Raw genomic sequence first — 25,131 nt, 5'->3', positions numbered from 1 at the left:
TATTGAATATCTCTTCCTTTTTGACAGGCTAATTTGTTTTCTTTTCTTTAATAGACTTCACTAATTTAATCATTTCTGCCCGTATATCTTCTTTTTTAACATTTAATTTTTCCGCAATTTGTTTAATATCCATCCCATCTTTTTTCATTTTTAGTACATCGTCAAGTGGGGTATTACTTTTTTGAGAGATGATTGTTAACACGGTAAGTTGGCGTAAGCCGATGTTATATTCTTTCATTTTTTGTTTCAGTCCATCTGGTGTGGACTTTTGCATATTTGCTAATTTTTGCAGTAGTGCTTTTTTCGTTTCTTTATTCATATGATGCTTTTTCAATTTACTTGGGTCTACACCGAAATGCTCGGCTGTTTTCTCCCAAGATTTATTTTGCTTATAGTAAGCTAAAACGTCCTTAATTTCTTTTTTACTTATTCTTGCAATGTGGGCAGCTTTCCAAATTTCATGTTTATTATAGCCGAGTTTTTCGAGCGACTGCATTTCTTCTTCTGAAATAGGCTTATGATGGTGCATTGTTACTTCTTTTGGCGTGGCAGCGGAAGTAGGAAAGACAGATATTCCGCACAATAATGCTGCCATAGTCATACTTACTGCGATTTTCTTGTACATATAAACTCCTCCTAGATGGGTAATGTGGAAAACTTACACATATCATTTCCATAAAATGTGAAAAACTTGTGAACAAGTTAAGTTTTTTTATTCACAGTATAAAAAGAAGTTTTTCATGGTTTTCCAACATAAAACATTGATTAATAGTGAAAAACTAGGTTATAATCGAAATTGAAAATCAATATCAATGACGGATTTATACATATAGATAAAAATAAGGGAGAGAAAAATATGACTACATATACTTCCATCGCAAACGTTATTAAAGAAAGACGTTCTGTTCGTACATTTACAAATAAAGCAGTAGAAAAAGAGCTATTAATTGAACTATTGAACGACGCAACATGGGCACCGAATCATAAACACCGTGAACCATGGAATTGTAAATTATACATTGGAGAAGGCCGTCAGAAATTAGTAGACGCAGTACTAAACTCTTTCACAGAAGAAGAAAGAGCAAAACGTGGCAAAACTTTATCTGATCGTTTCTTAAGCACACCTGCACAAATCGTTGTTTACATTAATGAAGATCCGCGTCAAATTCAACGTGACGAAGATTACGCTGCAACATGTGCATTTATGCAAAACTTCCAATTACTTGCTTGGGAACGCGGCTTAGGGTGCGTTTGGAAATCAGGTGGATTAAACTACAATCCACTATTTATAGAAGGAATTGGTTTAACAAGAGGTCAACGCATCATTGGAATTCTTCATATCGGCTATTTCGATAAAGCACCAGAAGGAAAAGCGCGTACGCCGATTACGGAGAAGATGGAGATTATTGAAGGTTAATTAGAAAGAGGCATTCTCGTTTTTTCGGGGGTGCCTTTTTATTATGCAATCAATCCTCATGAAAGCTTGTTCCTCATCATACACTTTCTTAAGGGAAAGTGTAAGGAGGGAAAATAATGAGAGCAAGTGATGATAAAGCACTACAATATGCGATTGCTGAAATTACGGAAATTGCGACTGGATTTGGTCTTGATTTTTATCCGATGCGCTATGAAGTATGTCCAGCGGAAATTATCTATACATTTGGTGCATATGGGATGCCGACGAGGTTTTCGCATTGGAGTTTTGGAAAGCAATTTTTCAGAATGAAATTACAATACGATTTAGGACTTAGTAAAATTTATGAACTCGTTATTAACTCTAATCCATGTTACGCCTTTTTATTAGATACGAATTCTTTAATTCAAAATAAATTAATCGTGGCGCACGTTTTAGCACATTGTGATTTCTTCAAAAATAATATTCGTTTTTCTAATACGAAGCGCGATATGGTGGAGAGTATGGCAGCGACAGCAGATCGTGTGAAGGCGTATGAACATAAGTATGGAAGAGAAGAGGTAGAAACATTTTTAGATGCCGTACTTGCCATTCAAGAACATATTGATCCATCGCTTATGCGTCCGAAACTTGCATGGAGTATTGAAGATTTAGAAGAGGATGTAGAAAAGAAAAAGATATCACAGTACGATGATTTATGGAATTTAGATGATCGAAACAAAAAGAGAGAACGACCTAATATGCATAAAAAGAAGAAAATCCCACCGCAGCCAGAAAAAGATTTACTCCTCTTTATTGAAGAATATAGCCGTGAGCTAGAAGAGTGGCAGCGCGACATATTAACGATGATGCGTGAAGAAATGTTATACTTCTGGCCACAGCTTGAAACGAAGATTATGAATGAAGGTTGGGCTTCCTTCTGGCATCAACGCATACTTCGTGAAATGGACTTAACATCTGGTGAAGCAATTGAATTTGCGAAATTAAATGCAGGTGTCGTACAGCCATCAAAAACAAGTATTAATCCATACTACCTCGGTATTAAAATGTTCGAAGATATTGAAGAGCGGTATAACAACCCGACAGAAGAAATGAAACGACGCGGTGTGAAACCTGGTTCTGGTCGTGACAAAATCTTTGAAGTACGGGAAATTGAATGGGATGTATCGTTCCTAAGAAACTACTTAAATAAAAAACTCGTAATGAGAGAAGATATGTACTTATTCCAGCGCCAAGGAAAAGAATATAAAGTAATTGATAAAGAATGGGAGCATGTACGCGATCAACTCGTAAATATGCGCACAAATGGAGGTTTCCCGTACTTAGTAGTAGAAGATGGAGACTACTTAAAGAATGGGGAATTGTACATTAAACATAGCTATGAAGGAATTGAGTTAGATTTAAAATACTTAGAAAAAGTATTACCGTATCTTCATCAGCTATGGGGAAGAACAGTGCATATGGAATCGATTGTGGAGAGTAAGGGCGTTGTGTTTTCTTATGATGGGAAGATGGTGCATCGGAAGTATGTGTGATGGAAAGAACGGACATAGAAATGCTATGTCCGTTCTTTTTTATTATATGGAGTTTTTGTTTACCAAACAGGTCGTATGCTCGATGATAATTTTCCTGTATTTTCTTTAGTAACGAATGTTGTTAAATCCTCTTTAAGCATTTGCATTCGTTCTGCACCTATGTTTGCAATCCATCGTTGTTCTATTTCAGCTACTATTTCTTCTTTTGCTTTCATTACTGCTAAACCACGCTCGGTTAAAACAATAATTTTACCTCTTTTATCAGTAGGATGCGTTTGGCGCGTGACATAACCACTGTTCTCAAGAGAATCTACCATTTTACTTATGGCTTGTTTTGAAACCCCTAAATATTCAGCTAGTTCTATACCGGTTGCTCCATTAGGAAGGATACGTTTGAACATAAAACCGTGTGCGGGCCTAATATCTTCAAATCCCAATTCACTTAATTTGTCGTGTAGTTCAGTAATTAATGTACTGAAGGATAGTGATAAAAGTGAAGTAAGATCTAGTTCGTTAAGTGTTTGATGAGTCATGTATATAACCTCCTTACTTATAGTCAATTAAATTGACTATAAGTAGAATCTATTGTACTATACAGGATATAGTCAATCAAATTGACTATATAATGGTAATAGAACAAATAATGATTTATCTAAATAAAATCAATGAATTATGGAGGTTTCACATGGTTAATATCGTTAAAATTAGAGGGAGTGTATTTGCACCGTATGCTTTGCTGAAACCTATTCAGGATCCTGCGACGGGAAGAGTGTTTGAATATGCCGGAGATGCACGTGAATTTACACCATACGCTGTGAACACAAAGCGTTCAAGATTAGAACAAGAAGTGGTTGTTGATTTTTATAAAAGAGAAATTTTCACATATGCAGATGCTTGTATCGTTACTGTGAAAATTACAAATCCAGATGGCTCAATTGAGTATCAAAAAGGAGAAACAAGTACAGAAAACATTGCATGTACAAATATTGTATGGAGTGAAGATGAGGTTTCATTTGAAATGAGAGCAAGTGCAAGTAATCCGTTAAACGCGGCAGCACCTGCAGCTGATTATTTTTTGACTATACGAGTTAATGAAAGTGGTACTGTGCATGTTGAAGGTTTACATGATGGTTTTCCTTGCTATGAATTTTATAAACAAATCGACTTTGGTTCATTTGAATTAGTATATACGCATGATTTCAGGAAAACGGATGATACCCCAGCAGCACTAGCTGGAGAAATGGAATATAGCTTTAAAACGAAAATCTAGATATAAATATAGCGCTATTTTTTAGAAGGAAGTAGCAAACGTAAAAGAGAAAGCTATTGGTTCTAGGATTGAAATTGTGGTCTATTTTATTCAATAGTTATGCAGTATATAAAATTAGAATTATAGGGGTGTTTCTTATGACGAATATAGTTAAAATTAGAGCCAGTGTATTTATTCCAATGTCTTGGACAGAACCGCGGAAGGATGTACAAACAGGGAAAGTAATCCAATTCGAAGGTGATTCACGTGAGTTTACACCACATGCGGTAAATACTATGCGCTCTAGAGTTGAGCAAGAGGTAGTAGTGGACTTTTATAAAGAAGAAGTGTTTTCATATGCAAACACGGGTATTACGACAGAGAAGGTCACAAATCCAGATGGTTCTGTGAATAAAAGAACAGGAAAAGCGAGTACTGAAAATATTGTGTGTACGGATATTTCATGGAATTCTGATGGTGTGCAATTCAAAATGAGTGCAAGCGCTAGTAATCCGTTAAATGTGTATGCCCCTCCTGTAGACTATTTATTAACTGTATGTGTGAACAAGGATGGTAGTATCGATATTCAAGGAGAACATGATGGATTCCCTTGTTTCGAATTTTATAAGCAAGTAGATTTCGGTTCATTTGAACAAATTTATACACATGATTTTAGAGAAACTGGTGATACACCTGAAGCGTTAGGTGGAGAAATGGATTATAGTTTTACAAAGAGATTATAAGAAGTAGGATAATAAAACGGTTGATTCCTTGATTCGTAAATGAAATGAATTAGTTGGACTACCAAGCAGTGTAGTTGAGAAATGCAAAAGCCAATGAAATCAGTGGCTTTTGCATTTTTACTATACTCTAGGAGATTTCAAAAAAATAAACCACTTTACAATATACCCTTAAGGGTATATGATGTTATACAAAGTTACAAAGTAATGTATAATATAGGTATAATTACGGAGGTGGTCTACAGTGGAATATAATCAAGATATGAAAAATAGATTGAAACGTATTGAAGGTCAAGTTCGTGGTGTGCTTCGCATGATGGAAGAGGGAAAAGATTGCCGAGATGTTATTACACAGTTAACTGCATCCCGTTCTGCACTTGATCGTACAATTGGACTCGTTGTTGGAACAAATTTAGAGCAATGTTTGCGCGAGCAGTTTGAAACAGGTAATGGTTCAAATGAAGAGTTAATTAAAGAAGCTGTTCAATTACTTGTAAAAAGCCGATAATCTGTCAAACATATGTGTTGACAGATTTTCAAAAACATTTTAATATACCCCTACAGGTATAAGTATGCTGATTAGGGAGGAAATGATTATGAGTATAAAAGTTGATATGAATTTAGACTGTAAAGGCTTGGCTTGTCCGATGCCAATTGTGAAGACAAAAAAGGCGATGGAAGGATTGGCATCAGGACAAGTTATTGAAATAGAGGCGACGGATAAAGGATCGACGTTAGATATACAAAGTTGGTCAAATAAAGTAGGGCATCAATATATTGGAACGAAACAAGAGGGAGATATATTAAAGCATTATGTACGAAAATCCCATGAACATGAAGTAAATGAAGTTGTGAAGTATACTCATACAATTACGAATGGGGAATTGCAAAATATATTATTAAGTGGTGAAGAGTGCACTGTATTAGATGTTCGTGAAGAAGCGGAATTCGTCTTTGGTCATATTCCATCTGCCATTTCGGTTCCATTAGGTGAAATAGATAGTGCTATGTTAGACAGTGCGAAACCAATTTATGTTGTTTGCCGAACTGGTAACCGTAGTGATGTAGCTTGCCAAGTGTTGAAAGAGAGAGGTTTTTCAAATGTGAAAAATGTCATTCCAGGTATGTTAGAGTGGCAAGGAAATATAGAAAAATAAAATTTTTTAAATATAAATATACCTCAGGGGGTAATTGAATGAGTGTTAAACTGTTACAAGCAAAAGATGTCGTAGAGAAAGTTTTATTCGGAGAATTGTTTATTTTAGATGTTCGTAATGAAACGGACTATGAAGATTGGAAAATTGAAGGGAAACAAGTTTCTTCTATAAATAAACCGTATTTTGACTTATTAGATGGTGTAGATCATATTGTAGATGAATTGCCGAGGGAGAAAGAAATTTTAGTCGTATGTGCGAAAGAAGGTTCTTCGCAGTTTGTCGCAGAGCAATTGTTACATGCCGGATTCAATGATGTTTATTATTTAGCTGGTGGTATGAAAGCTTGGAGTGAATATGTAAAGCCGTTAAAAGTAGGAGATGTACAGGGCGGAGGAAGTGTATATCAATTTAACCGTCTTGGAAAAGGCTGTTTATCTTATATGATCGTCTCAAACGGTGAAGCAGCAGTTATTGATGCAGTCAGAACGGTTGAAGCATATGAAGATTTTGCGGAAGAGCATGGTGTTACTATTACGAATGTCATGGATACACATTTACATGCAGACCATATTTCTGGAGGACGTAGGTTAGCTGAAAAAGTAGGTGGTACGTATTGGTTACCTCCAAAAGATGCGGAGGAAGTCGTTTTCTCATATAAACCGCTTGTTGAAGGATCTGTTATTACGGTGGGGGGTACCAAAATTGAAATTGACGCATTATACTCACCGGGGCATACGATTGGAAGTACATCATTTATTGTAGATGATTCCTATTTATTATCAGGTGATATTTTATTTGTAGATTCAATTGGCCGTCCAGATCTTGCTGGGAAGGCTGAAGATTGGGTGAGTGATTTACGAAATACGTTATATAAACTTTATAAGGAACTGTCTCAAGATTTAATTGTTTTACCGGCTCATTATTCAAAAATAAGTGAAATGGACGACAGAGGCATTGTGAGTGCGCATTTACAAGATTTATTTAAGGAGAATGTAGGGTTAAATATTGTTGATGAGGGAGAGTTTCGTAAAAATGTGACAGAGAACTTACCGTCTCAGCCGAATGCTTATGAAGAAATTCGTCAAACGAATATGGGTAAGATTTATCCGAGTGTGGAAGAAGAGCGTGAAATGGAGATTGGCCCAAATCGTTGTGCAGTTCATGATTCATTATAAAATAACAAACTGGAGGAATAGATGATGAATGTAAAACAAGTATTAGATGCGAAAGGTTTAGCATGTCCAATGCCGATTGTAAGAACGAAGAGAGCGATGGATGCTTTACAAACTGGAGAAGTGTTAGAAGTACATGTAACAGATAAAGGATCAGTAAAAGATATTCCAGCATGGTCAAAAACAGGCGGTCATGAAATAGTAAAGCATAATATAGAGGACGATGTACTGAAGTTTTGGATTAAGAAGGCGTAGTGAAGAACTAGTTTTGTAAAGGCGGAGAGGTTGGTTATATGAATACAATATTAAGTACGCTTTTCATTGTACTTGCTGCATGGTTTGTTATTTCGCGTTTTTTACCGGTGAAAGGTGTTCAAAATATAAATGGAAAAGAATTAAAGAGTATAGTGGGAAAACAGGGAAAACAATTTGTCGATGTTCGTACAGTAGGTGAATATAGAGGAAATCATATGAAGGGATTTCAGAATATCCCACTAAATGAGTTAGCTAGTAGAGCAAATCAATTAGATAAAAATAAGGAAGTGATTGTTATTTGTCAGAGCGGGATGAGAAGTAAGCAAGCAGCAAAAGGGTTAAAAAAATTAGGGTTTCAGCGCATTATAAATGTTTCAGGCGGTATGAACGCTTTGTAAGGGGAAATTAGTATCGGGTGTAGCTAGATAATTTGAGCCATTTCACAATTTTTTAAATACCCCCATAGGTAATTAGGAGGAGAACAACATGGAACAACAGAAGAAAACAACAATTGTTTTATTTAGCGGAGATTATGATAAAGCGATGGCTGCTTATATTATTGCAAATGGTGCAGCGGCGTACGATCATGAGGTGACTATTTTTCATACTTTCTGGGGTTTAAATGCCCTTAGGAAAGAGGAGCATGTGAAAGTAAAGAAAACGTTCATAGAAAAAGTATTTGGAAAAATGATGCCGCGTGGTGCGGATAAGATGGGATTATCAAAAATGAATTTTGCCGGTATGGGACCAAAGATGATTAAAGGTATTATGAAAAAACATAATGCGATGCCTTTACCAGATTTAATTGATTTGGCGAAAGAACAGGGAGTTAAACTTGTAGCTTGTCAAATGACAGTAGATTTATTAGGGTTAAAAGAGGAAGAGATTATGGAAGGGGTAGAGTTTGCAGGAGTAGGTGCATATTTAGCAGATGCTTCGGATGGGAATGTGAATTTATTTATTTAAATCACCTTCTTTTTAGAAGGCAGGGGATACAATATGAGTTTAACAGTACTACTTTTTATTATTGGTTTTATAGGGTCATTTATTTCAGGAATGGTTGGGATTGGCGGTGCAATTATTAATTATCCGATGATCTTATACATTCCAGTATTGCTAGGATTTGCTGGATATACATCACATGAAGTGAGTGGTATTACAGCGATTCAAGTATTCTTTGCAACTTTTGCAGGCGCGTGGGCGTATAGGAAAAGTAACGATATGGATAAAACTTTAGTTGTGTATATGGGAGCTAGTATATTAATAGGAAGCTTTGTAGGTAGCTTTAGTGCGAATCTATTAAATGAGCATGCTGTAAACGTTGTTTACACATTACTAGCTACTATTGCGTCTATTATGATGTTTATACCGAAGCGAAGCAATCGTAAGGGGACAGAAGGAATTACGTACAATAAGTGGCTCGCTAGTTTGCTAGCGTTTATTGTAGGAAGTGTTTCCGGCATTATTGGGGCTGGTGGTGCATTTCTTTTAGTACCGATTATGCTAGTTGTTTTAAAACTACCGATACGTACAACAATAGCAACATCTATCGCTATTACTTTTATTTCCTCGATAGGAATTACTACTGGGAAAGTGATTACTGGACAAATAGTTGTTATTCCGGCTCTTATCGTTGCGATAGCAAGTTTATTTGCCGCTCCTCTTGGAGTGAGAGTAGGGAAGAGAGTGAATCAAAAAGTTTTGCAATACGTATTGTCTACTTTAATTGTAGGAACCGCGATAAAGATGTGGGTTGATATGATATCGAAATAAAAAGATGGTGCTCTTGTAGCACCATCTTTTTATTTACGCCCAAATAACTTTCATTAAGTTCTTATATTCATCGTTTGCCAGTTTATATAGCATTCTCGTATGTTCAAAGACAAGTGCGGGATTAAAGTTTGGTTCTGAGAATGCAAGAGATGTTGAAATATCAATTGCATTTTGTTTGTTTAGCGTGAATTTTGCAAATCGATAAGATGTGTTTAATTCATTGATGACATGTAAAATATCATTTGTTGATGTTGAATCAGGTACAAGAGCAACATTGAAGCAGTATATATCCACAGCAGGATGTTCGCTTTGGAAAGCAGCGATAAGTTGAATTTTTGCGCCAGCTTCTGTTTCTAATCCTACTGAAAAATGTACCGAACCATCATTTTCATCTATATTTTCTTCCATGTATATATCGTTTGATTTTAAGTACTCTTTAAAATCTGAAATGTTATGTTTTACTGCAGCTTTCATATGCGTGGGCCCCCTGATAATTGGAATAGATTACTATTATTTATTATAATTTAAAAATATTAAAAAAGATAGTTGGAAAGTTCTGATTTTTTGTTTTGAAAGCATTAAAAAGAAGCAATGCTCTACCTCCATAGAGCACTGCTTCACTTTATTCATTGTCATTAGACGATGTTTCTGTATCTTCACTGTTATTCTTATTTTGAGTTTCATCGTTACTTGATTGGCGTTCACTCGTATTTTCAGACGTAGATTCTTTTGTTTTCTCTGAGCTTGTTTTTTTCGAATCAGAATCAGATTTTGTATAGGCAGGTAGTCCAAGGTGACTACGAAGTTCGTTTGTAACATTAGCTAATTCTTTTTTATCTGGATTGTAGTAGTAAGTTCGACCACCACCAGCTGACTTACTACATGTATCATCACCTTTTGCCATGTAACAATCTTCACCTTCAATTTGTAATTTCTCAATTGAAGAATCTGCTCCATATTTATAGAATGAAAGCATATCATCGAATGTTAAGTTTGTAACGAATTGTCCGTTAATATCATCAATGATGTTACCAACTTTTGTTACGGATCCAACGCTTGTTAGTTTCTTTAAAATTGCTTCAATAACGAGTTGCTGACGTTGTCCACGCATCGCATCACTATCAACGTGTCGTGTTCTAGCAAGAGCAAGAGCTTCTTCACTATTTAACTTTTGAACACCTTTTTTCAGGTGAATTGCATCGGCGTTATCATTACTATCTTGTTCAGTAAATTCAACTGGTACGTCAACTTCAATGCCGCCTAAATCATCAACGATTTTCATGAATGATTTAAAGTTGAATTTTACAAAGTAATCGACGGGAACATTCATTAATTTTTCAACTGCATCAATACTAGCTTGTGGTCCACCATCTTTTCCGTTTTTAGTAGAACCAAATGCATGAGCGTGTGTAATTTTATCTTTTTTCTTTTCTACTGGAATATAAGTATATGTGTCTCGTGGAATACTTAATAGTTTTACAGTTTTGCTATCTTTATTAAACGTTGCAAGTAATAGTGCATCCGTTCTTATAGCTTCACCATATTCTTTCCCACGGACATCGCTTTCATCAACACCCATTATTAAGACAGAGACGTTATTTGTAATAGGTTTTACAGCTTTATCACGTAAATCAGATTTATCACCGCGCGCTAAATCGTGAGCGGCATTTCGAACAGCAGAAGATGCTTTATTTACTAAAAACCATGTATAACCGCCACCTACTATTAAAAAGAATAGAATGACGCTTATAATAATTTTTGTTTTTTTCTTACTTTTTTTCGGTTTATTGCGTGTATTTTCTTGCAAAGATGGGTTTTGCTCCATTTCTTGTACTCCTTCATTTGAATTGAAATACGACACTCATATCCACTTATTATAATGAAATTTAGCGAAAAAAAACATTACAAATCATTTACATTTCGTAAAAATTCAATTTATTTATAAAAAGTCAGATTTTCTATATTTTATTTTTGAGATGTAGAATAAGTATAAGTTGTTTTAGTAGAAATGAAAATATGTAATGTGAGAAAGTGATAGAGAAGTAAGATTTGTTGAAATATAGCCAAGAAGATGTGATTAGCTGTATATATACTTCTTATATAATAAAGAAAGATTTTACGGATGAAGGAGAGAGCATAATGAATCATACATCATTCCGAGCAATTGTCGTGAACGAAAAAGAAAATAATCAATTTGAAAGAAATCTTGTTGAGAGAGAAATTAATAGTTTACCTGAAGGAGACGTATTAATACGTGTTTATTATTCTTCATTAAATTATAAAGATGCCCTTTCAGCTACTGGTAATAAAGGTGTAACGAGAACATATCCTCATACACCAGGTATCGATGCAGCAGGAGAGGTAGTTAATAGTGAAAATAACGCCTTTCAGGAAGGCGATCAAGTTATTGTAACTGGATATGATTTAGGTATGAATACTTCTGGTGGTTTCGGGGAATATATTCGCGTGCCATCATCTTGGGTTGTTCCTTTACCAAAAGAAATGACTTTGAAGGAAAGTATGATGTACGGGACAGCAGGTTTTACAGCTGCCCTATCGGTATATAAGCTTATTAGAGCGGGAATTACGCCTAGTATGGGAGATGTTTTAGTAACGGGTGCTACGGGCGGAGTAGGCAGTGTAGCAGTTAGTATTTTAGGAAAGCTAGGATATAGCGTAGTAGGGGCAACAGGGAAAATGGAAGAGGAACAGATGCTGCTACGTTTAGGTGCAAAAAAGATGATTCATCGCGCGGAGTTGAGTGATGAATCAGGAAGACCGATGCTTAAAGGAATATACGCTGGGGTTGTCGATACCGTAGGCGGAAGCATGTTAGAAAGTTCTTTAAAGGTAGTTAAGTATGGAGGCTGTGTAACAACGTGTGGTAACGTAGCAGGGCATGAATTAAATACAACTGTATACCCATTCATATTACGAGGGATTAGCCTTTTAGGAATAGATTCAGTTCAATGTCCAGTAGATGTGAGAAGAGACGTGTGGGCATTGCTAGCAGGTGAGTGGAAAAATTCAGAGCTATTATCTTATACAGAAGAATGTACATTAAAAGAATTAGATGAGAAGTTTACACTTATACTGCAAGGAAAGTTAAAAGGAAGAACGGTTGTAAAGATGAAATGAAAAAAGAGACGCTTAAATTAGCGTCTCTTTCCTATTATAATGATTGTTTTAAATTTACTTTTCCTTGTTCACCTAAAACACCATCAGCGATATTTACAGCGTGATCACCGATACGCTCTAAGTTACTTACCATATCAACGTAGATGATGCTTGCATCACCTGAACAGCTACGTTCGTTCAGACGTAACACATGGCGTTTACGTAAAACACGTTCCATTTGGTCAATTTTACGTTCTTTTGCAATAACAGTTTGAGCTAGTTCAGTGTCAAAGTTTGTTAAAGCATTGATTGCATCTTGTAATGTTGAAATTGTTAATTCAAGCATTTCATTTAATTCAGCTAGTGCGTCGTCTGATAGTGAAACGCGGTTTGAAATTTGGAAATCTACAAGTTCTACAAGGTTTTCTACATGATCACCGACACGTTCAATATCACCAACAACACCTGCTAGAACAGAATGTTTCTCAGAGTCTGTTGGTGAAAGTGGTTTTTCTGATAGTAAAACTAAATACTCAATAATTTTTTTATCTAAATTGTTAATAGCTCCTTCTAATTGAGTAGCCATGTCAGCATGTTTTTTATCTTGTGTATTTAAAAATTGGTTTGCTTCTTTTAATCCATGTAATGAAAACTCAGCCATACGAATGATTTCTTTTTGAGCTTCTGTTAAAGCGATAGCTGGAGATTGCTCAATAAAGATTGGATTTAAATGTTGCGGTTTGAAGTTAATAGATGCATCTTCACCACGAATAATTTTTGTTACAATCCAGGCTAATACTGCAATGAATGGGAACTGAATGATTGTATTCGTTACGTTAAACGTCCCGTGTGCAAATGCAATTGTCATTTCTGGATTTAAGTTTAATGACGTTTGGAAATATTGAATTAAACTTGTAAATGGTATTAATATAATCGTAAAGATAATGGTACCGATAATATTAAAGATAACGTGAACTAATGCTGCACGTCTTGCTGCAATTGAAGTACCGATTGCTGCTAATACGGCTGTAATTGTCGTACCGATGTTATCACCGAACAATACAGGAAGAGCAGCTTGTAAATCGATTGCACCTTGACCGAATAGTTCTTGCAAAATACCGATTGTCGCACTTGAACTTTGTACAATTAAAGTGAAGACTGTACCAACAACAATTCCTAAAATTGGATTATCACTCATGCTAACCATTAACTCTTGGAATGACTCTAAAGAACGAAGAGGTTTCATACCTGCGCTCATTAATTCTAAACCGAAGAATAACATACCAAAACCGAATACAACTTGACCTACAGAATGTACTTTTTTATTTTTAAAGAAGAATAGTAAGATTGCTCCAACTGCCATAATTGGGAGAGCGTATTCTCCGATTTTAATCCCGATAATAAATGCAGTAACTGTCGTACCGATGTTCGCACCCATAATAACACCAATTGCTTGTCTTAATGTCATAAATCCGGCACTTACAAGTCCGACTGTTAAAGCGGTTGTTCCTGAACTTGATTGAATTAATACTGTAACTAACATACCTGCTAGTACACCCATAAGAGGGTTTGTTGTAAAACGATCTAGAATATCGCGAAGACGATCTCCAGCTGCTTGTTGCAGTCCATCGCCCATGTATTTAATCCCGAATAAGAAAATACCTAATCCACCAATGAACTGGAAGATCATATCTTGAATATTGTATTCCACGCATTCCACTCCTTAAATTTCATGTACGATGTAATTATTAACTAAACCTTGAGGCACTGTAAACGGTTTATCAGTAAAATTTACACTAAATTTACAAAGTGATAAAAAGTTTACAAACCTTTAAAGAAACACCTGGATTTAATTGGTTTTTTAGATGATATATCTAATCGGTTTGTAAAGAAGTCACATTTGTCACACTATTTATTGATAGTAAAAATAGGTGAAGGGAAACTACCCAACTGGGTATGCGGATTGGAATTTTATTTTGTTATGATGATGGTTCTTTGCATATTTTTTGATTAAAGTTAGAAAAATATGTAGGGAAACGGGGGAGGTTTGAAACGGATTTATTTAATGAAAGTAAAAAACGATTAAATTATTTTAAACTGTTTTCTTTTGAGATGCTCGCAACAATAAAAAAAGAGCAATTCGCATATGAATTTGCTCTGCTTTTTTATGTTAAAAACTTTCGGTGCTTTGCATTTTAACAATTATGCAAAGTGTTTTTTCTTTATTTAGAATCGTCATTATGCTCCATAGTTATGACGACATTGCCCTTCTTATGTCCTTTTTCAACATATATGTGAGCTTCAATAATTTCCTCAAAAGTGTATTGCCTATCAATGACCACTTTTATTTTACCGTTCTCAACAAGTTCTTTAAGGAAATTTAATGCTTCGGAAGTTTCAGGTGCGTTTTGACTTAATATGAGTTTCACGCGACTTGTCAATTTAGTCCAGAGCATTTGAGCACTTGGTAACGGTTCAACGATATTTATATAGGTACCATCTTCCTTTAACATTTTAATACACTCTGAAAAGGAGCTCCTGTTTACCGCTTCAAAGATAACATCATAAGTTTTGTCTGTAGTAGAAAAATTTTTTGTGGTGTAATCAATTACTTCGTCAGCTCCTAGAGATTTGACCAATTCTAAATTGGAGCTACTGCACACACCTGTAACTGTTGCGCCGAAATACTTGGAAATTTGTACTGCATAACTTCCGACACTTCCAGAAGCTCCGTAAATAAGAATGTTTTGACCGCTTTGAACGTTAGCTTTCCTAAGGAAAAACAAAGCTGTACGTGCTCCAATTGGGATGGCTGCGGCTTCTTCATAGGATATATTGGAGGGCTTCATGCACACTGCTCCACCTTCAGGTAGACAAATATACTCAGCATAAGAACCAAATTTTACTTGGGTAGCTGCAAAAACTTGGTCTCCTTTTTTAAATCGTGTGACGTCTTTTCCTACCGATTCAACTTCACCAGCCAATTCCATTCCGAGTATTTGTTTTTTCGGTTGCTTAAAGCCAAGTGCGATTCGAGCGGGTAGCCAAACAGAAGAGGGAACCGTAAAACTTCGTGAGCGAATATCTCCTGCTGTTACGGTTGTCGCTTTTATTTTTACTAGTATTTCATTGTCCTTAGGAGCAGGTTTTTCTATCTCTTTCAGTTGAAGAACGTCGGGGAGACCGTATTTTGTGTACACTATTGCTTTCATTAATATTTCCTCCAATTCGTTCTATATTAATATCATACGAACAACATGAATAAATAGAACAGCGGTTCACTCTTCAATACAATGCAAAAAGCAGTGTGATTTTTTTAGGAATCCACTGCTTTTTACAAATGTGTATACATGATTTTTTGGTCCAAGTACTTCGAAAAAGAACCAATTAGCATTACCCAACGGCTTTTTCTTTTGTTTTATCCCCCTGTTTTTGCTTCCGTAAGCTTGTGATGTAAATGAAAAGAAAAGCGATAAGTAATAGAGAGGAATATCGATATACAGTTGCATAGTTGGTAAAGTGTGCAATGAATCCAAAAATAATCGCTCCAGCACCAATTCCAAGATCAAATGCTGAGAAGAATGTTGCTGTTGCTACTCCTCTCCGGTGCGGTGCTACTCGGTCAATCATCCATGCTTGTAGTGCCGGTTGAATTGCTCCGAAACCACTGCCGTAGCACGCTGCGGCAATAATTAAACTCGGAATTGTAGTTGTATACGACAGCAAGATAATACCTGTAAACGTAATAATAACTCCTGGAATGATGACGAATGTATGGCCTTTCGTATCATATAATCTTCCAGAAAACGGGCGAGTTACAGCGATTGCAAGTGCGTTAAATAAAAAGAAGAGACTGATATCAGCAATCCCGACTTCCGTAGCAAATAATGTGATAAAGCTCCCAATTCCCCCGTACATTAATGTAATACATAATATTAATAATGAAGGAAGTAAAGCTTTACGCTCAATAAATCCATCGAGAAAGGTACCAGATGTTTGCTGTGGTGGTTGCGGCGATTTTTTGATTTGAAGTAGTTTCGTTAATATTAATGAAACTATTGTGCATGAAAGTGCACATAAAAAAAGAATCGTGAAGTCATATGCTTGCATAAGCCAAAGTCCGATAAGCGGACCGAGCGCCATGGCGATAGTTCCAGAAAGACCGAAATATCCCATGCCTTCACCGCGGCGAGCTTGCGGAATTAAATCTGAAACGACAGTTCCGTATGTAGTCGTTGTAATACCAAAACCAGCTCCGTGTAAAATTCGAACGGCAAGCAATAGGAAAACGGTTGAAGCGAAAAGATAACTGCCCATAGCGAGTAAACAAATAGCGGTACCGATCATTAAAATGATTTTTTTGTTGAATTTCTGCAAGGCATTTCCAGTTAGCGGCCTAATAAAAAGTGCTGCAACGGTAAACATGCCGACAACGAATCCGATATTTGAACTTGTGCCCCCAATTTCTTTCACATAAACAGGTAAAGTTGGAATTAACATTTGAAATCCTAAAAACATACATAAGTTTGCTAGAATTAGCGCAATAAACTCTTTTGTCCATAACGGTTCTCGTTTTACGAGTACTGCCTCTCCCATATATTCATCCCCTATATAAAAGTTTTCCCGCGTTAACGGGCAGTAAGACTCTCACCTCAAACTTTGGTTGGAGCAAAGAAGTTAGGTGGGAGCCCTGCTGTCCGTAAACGCCCGATTGGTTCAACTAATAATCAGTGGGGGATGAACAATACCCCCACTGATAAAAGTTTCACTTTATCTCTGTTCTTTCGAGTATATGTAGTGGTCAACGTAACAGTCAAGGAAGGTGCCTTGAAAACGTATAACAATTTTCAAGGCAAAAAAACTGACAAATTTGTGGAAAGACTACACAACTATGAAAAAAAGATGTAAAGTATAGATGTATAGACTAGTAGTTGTTATGAATGATAGAAATTGTTTTTTCTTTAAAGAAAGCGGATTCAAATTGTAGTGGAAGAGAAGGGGATACATACTTTTTCGCTACATATATTTGAAAGGGTTTACAATATGATGAAGAAAGAGGCGTGTACATATGAGACGATTAGGTATTTCTATTTATCCAGAACATTCGACAGTAGAGAAAGATAAAGAGTATGTAACATTAGCAAGTAAATACGGATTTACACGTGTATTCACATGTTTATTATCTGTAGATGGCGAAAAAGAGAAGATTGTAGAAGAGTTTAAAGAAATAATTTCTCATGCGAATGCATTAGGGTTCCAAGTATTGGTTGATATTAGTCCGTCTGTTTTTGAGCAACTAGGTATTTCTTATAATGATTTATCATTTTTCCATGAACTAGGTGCTTACGGTATTCGTTTAGATGTTGGTTTCTCAGGATTAGAAGAATCGATTATGACGTACAATCCATACGGTTTAAAAATTGAGATTAATATGAGTAACGGTACGAAGTATGTAGATAACATTATGAGTCATAGACCAAATCGTGAAAATTTAATTGGCTGTCATAATTTCTATCCGCATCGTTATTCAGGATTATCATACGATCATTTTATTAAATGCTCGAAACAATTTAAAGATTACGGTATGAGAACAGCTGCTTTTATTTCATCATTCGATGCAACATATGGACCTTGGCCAGTAACAGAAGGGTTATGTACGTTAGAGCAGCATCGCGAATTACCGATGACAACACAGGCGAAGCATTTGTTTGCAACAGAATTAATTGATGATGTTATTATTGCGAATGCTTATGCTTCAGAAGAAGAATTACAAGCACTAGGTGCGTTAAATAAAGAGAAACAAACATTTGATATAGAACTATACGATACAACAACAGATTTAGAAAGAATTATCGTATTAGAAGAACCTCATTTTTATCGCGGGGATGTATCTGAATATATGATTCGTTCTACACAAAGTCGTGTGAAATATAAAAAAGAAGAGTTTAAACCGCATAATACGCGTGAAATTAAGCGTGGCGATCTTTTAATTGATAATGAGCAATATGGCCAATATAAAGGTGAATTGCAAATTGCTTTAAAAGATATGGTGAATACAGGAAAAACAAATGTAGTTGGCCGAATTATAGAGGAAGAAATCTTCTTATTAGATTATTTACAAGCTTGGGATAAGTTTGGATTTACGCTAAAGAAATAATGAACGCGGGATAAAAGGGAAAAAACTACTAATTTCAGTGGCTTTTTCCCTTTTATATAAAGAGCGAGAGGAAGAGCTATGACAAAAGTGCATCAGCGATTAATTTCCATTTTAGAGGAGTTTTTAGAAGAGAAATCGATGTTAAATCGAGCTTTTTTAGCGAGCCGTTTACACGTATCAACGAAGACGATTCAAAAGGATATAAAATTATTAAATGATATATTGGAAGAACACGGAGCGAAAATTGAATCACAAAGAGGGAATGGGTACGAACTAGAAATTATACAAACTAAGAAGTTTGAAGATTTTTGCGTAAATGTATTTCAAAAACAGACAGAAAAGATTCCAACTTCTTATGAAGAAAGAGTAGCTTATATTTTACACCGTATTTTAACGACAGATGGGTATGTGAAGCTTTCACAGCTAGCGGAAGAGATTTATGTGAGTAAATCTACTGTAAACTTAATTATGAAAGATGTTACGGATATTTGTAGTCGCTATGAGTTACAAATTGAAAAAAGACCATATTATGGTATACGTATTGTAGGAGAAGAATTTAATATTCGTTCTTGTTTATCACAATATGGTTTGCCACGTTATGACCATACTCCGTTTCATGAGAACTATGAGCAGACGGACACATATTTATCGTTACCCCATATTTCTCTCATCCGCTCAGTTATACTAAAGTATATCGAGGGAGGAACGATATATTTATCAGATATAGAAATTGATAATTTATCAATTCATATTGCGATTGCTTTAAAGAGATGCAGGAATGATCATTACATTCAAGCACTACATGTAGAGGAATCTGAACTTATAATAAAGAAAGAATATAAAATTGCGAAACAGATTTTAGGGAATTTAGGGGAAGAGCTAAAACTTCAATTTCCAGAAGAAGAAATTTTATATGTGACGATGCATTTATTAAGTACTGCTGTTACAGCGAGAGATCGCTATGAAAATGTGGAAGAGCTATTAGGGAAAGACGTATATGCATTCATGCAGCATATTCTTTTCAAAGTAGCGGAAGAACGGAATCTTACTTTTTATTACGATGAAGAATTATTATTTGGTTTTGGTGTTCATTTAAAAACGTTATTAAATCGTTTGAAATATAAGTTAAATACGAGAAATCCTCTTTTGGCAGAAGTGAAAAAGAATTATCCATATGCCTTTGAAATTGCAGTTCTCGTTGGAGATATAATTGGTGAATATACGGGTGAATCCATTCCAGAGAGTGAGATTGGTTATATTGCCATTCACTTTGGTGGGGCGATGAGCCGCTTGCAGGAAAATAATCAAAAGAAAAGATGTTTATTAGTTTGTGCAACTGGTCAAGGGAGTGCACAACTACTGAAATATAAAATTCTATCACATTTCCGAGATAAACTAGAGATTGTAGGTATTACAGGGTACTATCAATTGAAAGTGGAAGATCTTTATAAAGATAAAATAGATTGTATTATTAGTACGATTCATATACCGAGTGGTTTGCCTGTTCCGGTTATAAAGGTAAACTCAATATTTGATGATAAAGAGATTAAATCAATTGGTAAGCAGTTATTTACACATGTGAATGATAGTATGCAGCAATATATTAAGGAAGATTTGATCTTCTTAAATCGTAGTGCTTCTACGAAAGAGGAGGTTATTCAGTTTTTATGTGAGAAAGCTGCTGAGAAAAACTATGTACCCGCAAACTTTTATGCTTCTGTTATGGAGAGAGAGAACACATCTCCTACAGCGGTTGGAAACTTAGTGGCAATTCCACATCCGATGCAATTATTAAGCGATACGACATTTTTGATGTTTTGTACACTCGATAAGGCGATTGACTGGGGAGATAAAAAAGTACAAGTTATTATTATATTTAGTGTGAAGCGCAATAATAATGAAGATTTACAAAAGCTTTATGATTTTTTATATGATATTATGTCTAGTCAAACTATAATAGAAAAATTGCATCAGGCTCAAGCTGTTGATGATTTTCAAGAAATCTTACTATCATTATGAAAAAGTATATTAAAACTTCCGTTACACAACGGAAGTTTTTTATGTTTAATTGTATGCGTTTTCATAATAAGATAAAAATATAGAAAAAACATAACTTGGGGGAATTTTAAATGACTGATATGCAAACTCCATTTGCGTTAATTTTACATGGTGGCAACGCGAGAAGCGCGGCACTTGAAGCAATCGCTTTTGCAAGACAAGGAGATTTTGAGAATGCGAGTGAAAAGATGACACTTGCTAGTGAGGAAATATCATCCGCTCATCGTATTCAAACGAATTTAATTCAAGAAGAAGCAAGAGGCAATCATGCAGAAATAAGTTTATTATTAGTGCATGCACAAGATCATTTAATGAATGCCATTACAGTGAAAGAACTTGCTGAAGAATTTATTACTCTTCATAAACGAGTGGAAGAGAAAGTGACAGTGTAATATGTACATTTTATTATGTTGCGCGGCAGGTATGTCAACGAGTATGGTTGTAAGAAAAATGCAAGAAGAGGCAAAGAAACAAGGGAAGGATTATAAAATTAAAGCAGTCGATTCAGAACTTGTGAAACTGGAAATGAAAAATGCTGATGTTGTTTTAATTGGACCACAGGTGAAGTATTTGTTTCCAGCGGTAGAGTTTCTTGCGAAATCATACGATATACCAGTTGCAATTATAGAACAACGAGATTATGGCATGTGTGATGGTTTGAAAGTACTTAAGCAAGCAGAACAATTAATTTTAGCGTAATTATATTTTTTTAAATATAAACATTATAATGTTATAACTTTTAAGTTTTGCCACATTGAACATAGGGAGGGTTATCGATGAATGGTTTTATGAGCTTTATGGAACAGAAGATTATGCCGACAACGCAAAAGATTGCGGGGCAACGACATTTATTAGCAATTCGAAACGGAGTTATTTCTACGTTACCGTTAACGATTGTCGGATCATTTTTCGTTATCTTTTTAAATTTACCAATTGATGCATATATGGAGTGGATTGCACCGTTTCGCCATATTTTAGATATTCCATTCCGATTTACAGTAGGATTAATGGCATTATATGCAGCGTTTGGGGTAGGGGCTTCACTCGCGAACTTTTATCAGCTCAATCAATTAAGTGCAGGATTATTATCTGTACTCGCCTTTTTACTAGCATCAGTTGAACCAATTCAAATAACAAAAGCTGTACCAGGTGTTATTGATGCAGGAAGATATATTTCAGTAGGGACATTAAGTGCTACGTCTTTATTTGGAGCTATTGTGACAGCATTAATTGCAGTAGAAATTTATCACTTTATGATTAAGCATAATATTTCGATTAAATTACCAGATAGTGTACCACCAGCAGTTGCAAACTCGTTTGCAGCATTAATTCCAACTTTAGTAGTTATTCTTTTATTCTGGGGTATTCGTTACGGTTTGAAATTTGATGTAAACACAACAATCACATATTTAATCGCACCATTAAAATCAGTATTAGTAGGAAATAATTTATTCGGCGGTTTATTAACAGTATTCTTAATCGTGTTCTTCTGGTCGTTCGGTATACATGGCCCAGCGATTTTAGGACCAATCATCCGTCCGATGTGGGATTCAGCAATTCTTGAAAATATGGAAGTATTCACGGCTACAGGAAATGCACATCAGTTACCAAACTTATTTACAGAGCAATTTATTCAATGGTTCGTATGGATTGGTGGATCAGGCTCAACGTTAGCTTTAGTAATTATGTTTATGTTCTCTAAATCTAAGTTCTTAAAAGAGTTAGGTAGATTATCATTCGTACCAGGTTTATTCAATATTAACGAGCCAATTATTTTCGGGGCACCAATTGTAATGAATCCAATCTTAATTATTCCGTTCGTTATTACACCGTTAGTTACAACGACGGTATCATATTTCGCAGTTGTTTCAGGTATGATTCCGCTCATGATGGCGAAGCTGCCATTTACGATGTTAGCGCCAATTGCAGCGATTATTAGTACGGACTGGACAATTATGGCTGGTGTACTTGTACTTGTTAACTTTGTTATCTCATTCGTTATTTACTATCCATTCTTCAAAATGTATGAGAAGCAACAATTAGCAGGAGAGGAGAAAACAGAATGCTCGGAGCAATTATCATCTTAATTACATTCGTGGCGGGGCAGTGTATTGCACATTATTCAAAGTGGGTACAAAGTAAATCGCTATTAGTTTTACTACTTGTGTCGATATTATTTATTGGATGTTCAATGGGGGCTTATGTGGCATTTAGTTTAGAATCACCGTACTTTATCATCGTACCAACGATTTTATGTGCAACATGTTTATCTGCAAAATATAGATTTACGAGCATGGCATTAATACAACGTGTGAAGGAGATGCAAAAGCATGGAGCGTAAATTAGGAATTTCACTTTATCCAGAGCATTCAACGAAAGAACAAGATATGGCATACATTTCGACAGCGGCACGCCACGGTTTTTCAAGAATATTCACTTGTTTACTGTCTGTTAATCGTCCAAAAGAGGAAATTGTAGCTGAATTTAAAGAAATTATTGGGCATGCAAAAGAGTATAATATGGAAGTTATTTTAGATGTAGCTCCGGCTGTATTCGATCAACTTGGTATTAGTTATAGTGATCTATCATTCTTTGCAGAGTTAGGTGCAGATGGAATTCGTTTAGATGTAGGGTTTGACGGGTTAACAGAAGCGAAAATGACGAATAATCCATATGGCTTAAAAATTGAGCTGAATGTAAGTAATGATATTGCCTATTTAGAAAATATCCTTTCGCATCAAGCGAATAAATCAGCTTTAATTGGTTGTCACAATTTTTATCCGCAAAAATTCACTGGTCTTCCGTATGATTATTTCATTCGCTGTAGTGAACGCTTCAAAAAGCATGGTATTCGCAGTGCAGCCTTTATTACATCGCATGCAGCTGACATCGGTCCATGGGATATTAATGATGGATTATGTACGTTAGAACAACATCGTAACTTACCAATTGAAGTACAAGCGAAACATTTATGGGCAACAGGGCTTATTGATGATGTTATTATCGGAAATGCTTATGCGAATGAAGAAGAGTTAGAGAAACTAGGAAACTTAAATCGTTACATGTTACAGCTAAAGGTACAATTTGTAGACGAAGCGACTGAAGTAGAGAAGAGAGCGACACTGCAAGAATTACACGTAAGACGAGGTGACATAACAGAGTATATGGTACGTTCTACAGAAGTACGTAAAAAGTACAAAGACTATGACTTCCCAGTGCGCGAAAGTGTACGACAGGAAAGAGGGCAAGTTGTAATTGGTAATAACCTATTTGGAAAGTATAAAGGTGAACTACAAATCATTCTGAAAGAAATGCCAATAGATGAACGGAAAAATATTGTCGGTACAATTGCAGAAGAAGAGTTATTCTTACTAGATTATGTAGGAGCTTGGACACAGTTTACTTGTGTGGAATAGGGAAGGTAAGAGAGGATGCTATAGCATCCTCTTTTTTCTGTTGAAATAGTAGTCTATCGTATATAGAATTCAAAGGGATAGATTTAACTTGGACGGGGGAGAAGGAGATGGAAGAGTATATAGATGATTTATTAAGGCGGATGGCGGATGAAGAAGCAGGTATTCGGCAATGTGCGTATGAAGAAGCGAGGCAGTTAAATGATGTATCGCTTTTTTCTTGTTTCCAAGAGAAAGTAATGGAAGCACGAAAAGTATATATAAAAACAAATCTTTATTTTTTAATTACACGACTTGCAATAAATACTAAAGAGATGTATATTGCAGATTATTTGATAGATCGGTTAGAAAGTGAAGAAAGCAGGATGGTGTTAGATAGCATGCTCATAGATTTAAGTAAATTATCTGAAGCAAGCAATGCACATAAAATTATTCCTTACATATATCATATAAATAGTGGAGTTCGTTATTCTGCTGTCATCGCTTTAAAGTTGTGTAAATCGTTGGAAGCAGAAGATGCTTTATTGAAGTTACTTACAGTGGAAGAGAATCGAGATGATATTGTAAATATATGTGCCACTTTATATGAGATTGGAACAAAGCGATCAATCTTACCTTTAACAAAGCTTTTACATTGCGATAGTGCTTATGTTCGTTCAACCGTTATTGAAGTGTTAGCAAAAATAGGGGGAGCGGACTTACAAATAGTTTATATTGAAGCTTTAAAGGATAGAAATATTATGGTGAAATACGAGGCTGTTCGAGCTCTTTATGCATATGGAGACGAAAGGGCGATTAAGCCAATTTGTGAACGTGTGAATAAGATTGTTTCTAGAAGACGTAAAAATGAAGTAGTACCTACCGATGAATCAGAGATTGTTATTGCTCTTCGTTTCTTACATAAGTTTGCTGATCAAGAAGAGGTTTTAAAGACGTTTGATAAAGTATATAAAAAACGAGGGAACTTATTTATGTCAGAGAGAAAATGGCTTCGGGATCATATTAGTTACTTTCAAGAGAAAGAAAGAATGTAAGAATCATAAAAAAAGAGTCAGTCTCAACGTTGAGACTGGTATTATCCCCTTTAGGTA

27 protein-coding genes are annotated in these 25,131 nt (G+C 35.5%); 20 read left to right on the top strand and 7 right to left on the bottom strand.

From position 1 onward, the window contains the following. Positions 1–28: 28 nt before the first annotated feature. The gene (locus B5P40_RS25890; RefSeq protein ID WP_078176285.1) at positions 29–625 is read right to left on the bottom strand and encodes a hypothetical protein; all 597 of its coding nucleotides are present in this window, start codon (positions 623–625) and stop codon (positions 29–31) included. A 231-nt stretch (positions 626–856) separates the two neighbouring features. On the opposite strand from B5P40_RS25890, the gene B5P40_RS25885 reads away from it, so the two are divergent. Then, positions 857–1,417 carry a nitroreductase family protein gene (locus B5P40_RS25885; protein WP_002125380.1) on the top strand — a complete coding sequence of 187 codons (561 nt, stop codon included), beginning with the start codon at positions 857–859 and terminating at the stop codon, positions 1,415–1,417. Between the two features lie 116 nt (positions 1,418–1,533). Continuing rightward, the gene (gene spoVR / locus B5P40_RS25880) at positions 1,534–2,949 is read left to right on the top strand and encodes a stage V sporulation protein SpoVR (protein WP_002029894.1); all 1,416 of its coding nucleotides are present in this window, start codon (positions 1,534–1,536) and stop codon (positions 2,947–2,949) included. A 59-nt stretch (positions 2,950–3,008) separates the two neighbouring features. Here the strand turns inward: spoVR and B5P40_RS25875 are convergent, their stop codons facing one another. Beyond that, entirely contained in the window at positions 3,009–3,482 is a 474-nt protein-coding gene (locus B5P40_RS25875; protein WP_002087475.1) for a MarR family winged helix-turn-helix transcriptional regulator, read from the bottom strand. A 152-nt stretch (positions 3,483–3,634) separates the two neighbouring features. On the opposite strand from B5P40_RS25875, the gene B5P40_RS25870 reads away from it, so the two are divergent. The 9 genes from B5P40_RS25870 (at position 3,635) to B5P40_RS25830 (ending at position 9,295) form a co-directional block, all read left to right on the top strand. Then, entirely contained in the window at positions 3,635–4,219 is a 585-nt protein-coding gene (locus B5P40_RS25870; RefSeq protein WP_113710142.1) for a DUF3238 domain-containing protein, read from the top strand. 137 nt (positions 4,220–4,356) lie between these two features. After that, positions 4,357–4,941 carry a DUF3238 domain-containing protein gene (locus tag B5P40_RS25865; RefSeq protein WP_070138774.1) on the top strand — a complete coding sequence of 195 codons (585 nt, stop codon included), beginning with the start codon at positions 4,357–4,359 and terminating at the stop codon, positions 4,939–4,941. A 241-nt stretch (positions 4,942–5,182) separates the two neighbouring features. Next, complete coding sequence (locus B5P40_RS25860; protein ID WP_000456201.1) at positions 5,183–5,446, top strand: metal-sensitive transcriptional regulator; 264 nt, start codon at positions 5,183–5,185, stop codon at positions 5,444–5,446. Between the two features lie 88 nt (positions 5,447–5,534). Next, positions 5,535–6,095: a sulfurtransferase TusA family protein gene (locus B5P40_RS25855; RefSeq protein ID WP_016093284.1), complete on the top strand. Its 561-nt coding sequence runs from the start codon at positions 5,535–5,537 to the stop codon at positions 6,093–6,095. A gap of 38 nt (positions 6,096–6,133) precedes the next feature. Then, positions 6,134–7,270: an MBL fold metallo-hydrolase gene (locus B5P40_RS25850; RefSeq protein ID WP_002188384.1), complete on the top strand. Its 1,137-nt coding sequence runs from the start codon at positions 6,134–6,136 to the stop codon at positions 7,268–7,270. A gap of 21 nt (positions 7,271–7,291) precedes the next feature. Further along, on the top strand, positions 7,292–7,522 hold the full coding sequence (locus tag B5P40_RS25845) for a sulfurtransferase TusA family protein (RefSeq protein WP_002125390.1): 231 nt from the start codon (positions 7,292–7,294) through the stop codon (positions 7,520–7,522). A 38-nt stretch (positions 7,523–7,560) separates the two neighbouring features. After that, positions 7,561–7,920, top strand: coding sequence for a rhodanese-like domain-containing protein (locus B5P40_RS25840; RefSeq protein ID WP_113710141.1), 360 nt, complete (start codon positions 7,561–7,563; stop codon positions 7,918–7,920). Between the two features lie 88 nt (positions 7,921–8,008). After that, complete coding sequence (locus B5P40_RS25835) at positions 8,009–8,488, top strand: DsrE/DsrF/DrsH-like family protein (RefSeq protein ID WP_002125394.1); 480 nt, start codon at positions 8,009–8,011, stop codon at positions 8,486–8,488. A 33-nt stretch (positions 8,489–8,521) separates the two neighbouring features. Continuing rightward, a complete protein-coding gene (locus B5P40_RS25830) occupies positions 8,522–9,295 on the top strand; it encodes a sulfite exporter TauE/SafE family protein (RefSeq protein ID WP_002169110.1) in 774 nt (257 codons plus the stop codon). A 33-nt stretch (positions 9,296–9,328) separates the two neighbouring features. Here the strand turns inward: B5P40_RS25830 and B5P40_RS25825 are convergent, their stop codons facing one another. Further along, positions 9,329–9,769 carry a hypothetical protein gene (locus B5P40_RS25825; RefSeq protein WP_002029912.1) on the bottom strand — a complete coding sequence of 147 codons (441 nt, stop codon included), beginning with the start codon at positions 9,767–9,769 and terminating at the stop codon, positions 9,329–9,331. A gap of 148 nt (positions 9,770–9,917) precedes the next feature. Next, positions 9,918–11,120 (bottom strand): LCP family protein, encoded by a 1,203-nt coding sequence (locus B5P40_RS25820; RefSeq protein WP_078176287.1) that lies wholly within the window; start codon positions 11,118–11,120, stop codon positions 9,918–9,920. 314 nt (positions 11,121–11,434) lie between these two features. Here B5P40_RS25820 and B5P40_RS25815 point away from each other — a divergent pair, with 314 nt between their 5' ends. Next, entirely contained in the window at positions 11,435–12,433 is a 999-nt protein-coding gene (locus tag B5P40_RS25815) for a YhdH/YhfP family quinone oxidoreductase (RefSeq protein WP_113710140.1), read from the top strand. 34 nt (positions 12,434–12,467) lie between these two features. Here B5P40_RS25815 and B5P40_RS25810 read toward each other — a convergent pair whose 3' ends face one another. The 3 genes from B5P40_RS25810 to B5P40_RS25800 all read right to left on the bottom strand — a co-directional run bounded on the left by B5P40_RS25810 (position 12,468) and on the right by B5P40_RS25800 (position 17,008). Beyond that, on the bottom strand, positions 12,468–14,123 hold the full coding sequence (locus B5P40_RS25810) for a Na/Pi cotransporter family protein (protein WP_078176289.1): 1,656 nt from the start codon (positions 14,121–14,123) through the stop codon (positions 12,468–12,470). 511 nt (positions 14,124–14,634) lie between these two features. Further along, positions 14,635–15,624 carry an NAD(P)-dependent alcohol dehydrogenase gene (locus B5P40_RS25805; protein ID WP_078176290.1) on the bottom strand — a complete coding sequence of 330 codons (990 nt, stop codon included), beginning with the start codon at positions 15,622–15,624 and terminating at the stop codon, positions 14,635–14,637. Positions 15,625–15,805: 181 nt separating this feature from the next. Then, a complete protein-coding gene (locus tag B5P40_RS25800; RefSeq protein WP_002188394.1) occupies positions 15,806–17,008 on the bottom strand; it encodes an MFS transporter in 1,203 nt (400 codons plus the stop codon). 472 nt (positions 17,009–17,480) lie between these two features. Between B5P40_RS25800 and B5P40_RS25785 the strand changes: the two genes are divergently transcribed. The 8 genes from B5P40_RS25785 (at position 17,481) to B5P40_RS25750 (ending at position 25,074) form a co-directional block, all read left to right on the top strand. Continuing rightward, positions 17,481–18,569 carry a DUF871 domain-containing protein gene (locus B5P40_RS25785; protein ID WP_002125409.1) on the top strand — a complete coding sequence of 363 codons (1,089 nt, stop codon included), beginning with the start codon at positions 17,481–17,483 and terminating at the stop codon, positions 18,567–18,569. A gap of 78 nt (positions 18,570–18,647) precedes the next feature. Continuing rightward, on the top strand, positions 18,648–20,588 hold the full coding sequence (locus B5P40_RS25780) for a BglG family transcription antiterminator (protein WP_113710138.1): 1,941 nt from the start codon (positions 18,648–18,650) through the stop codon (positions 20,586–20,588). A gap of 110 nt (positions 20,589–20,698) precedes the next feature. Further along, on the top strand, positions 20,699–21,019 hold the full coding sequence (locus tag B5P40_RS25775) for a PTS lactose/cellobiose transporter subunit IIA (RefSeq protein ID WP_002188396.1): 321 nt from the start codon (positions 20,699–20,701) through the stop codon (positions 21,017–21,019). A gap of 1 nt (position 21,020) precedes the next feature. Next, positions 21,021–21,326, top strand: coding sequence for a PTS sugar transporter subunit IIB (locus B5P40_RS25770; RefSeq protein WP_002188397.1), 306 nt, complete (start codon positions 21,021–21,023; stop codon positions 21,324–21,326). Between the two features lie 77 nt (positions 21,327–21,403). After that, the gene (locus B5P40_RS25765; protein ID WP_001013048.1) at positions 21,404–22,714 is read left to right on the top strand and encodes a PTS sugar transporter subunit IIC; all 1,311 of its coding nucleotides are present in this window, start codon (positions 21,404–21,406) and stop codon (positions 22,712–22,714) included. Beyond that, positions 22,690–22,968: a hypothetical protein gene (locus B5P40_RS25760; RefSeq protein ID WP_002087437.1), complete on the top strand. Its 279-nt coding sequence runs from the start codon at positions 22,690–22,692 to the stop codon at positions 22,966–22,968. Before B5P40_RS25765 ends, B5P40_RS25760 begins: the two co-directional genes overlap by 25 nt. After that, complete coding sequence (locus B5P40_RS25755) at positions 22,958–24,043, top strand: DUF871 domain-containing protein (protein WP_002125417.1); 1,086 nt, start codon at positions 22,958–22,960, stop codon at positions 24,041–24,043. The genes B5P40_RS25760 and B5P40_RS25755 overlap by 11 nt, the downstream gene beginning before the upstream one ends. A 107-nt stretch (positions 24,044–24,150) precedes the next feature. Beyond that, positions 24,151–25,074 (top strand): HEAT repeat domain-containing protein, encoded by a 924-nt coding sequence (locus tag B5P40_RS25750; RefSeq protein ID WP_113710137.1) that lies wholly within the window; start codon positions 24,151–24,153, stop codon positions 25,072–25,074. The last annotated feature ends 57 nt before the right edge of the window (positions 25,075–25,131 follow it).

The sequence above is a fragment of the Bacillus sp. SRB_8 genome (assembly GCF_003264205.1).
Taxonomy (GTDB): Bacteria; Bacillota; Bacilli; order Bacillales; family Bacillaceae_G; genus Bacillus_A; species Bacillus_A mycoides.
Note: the sequence above shows the minus strand (reverse complement) of the source record. Positions and strands in the feature narration are given on the sequence as shown.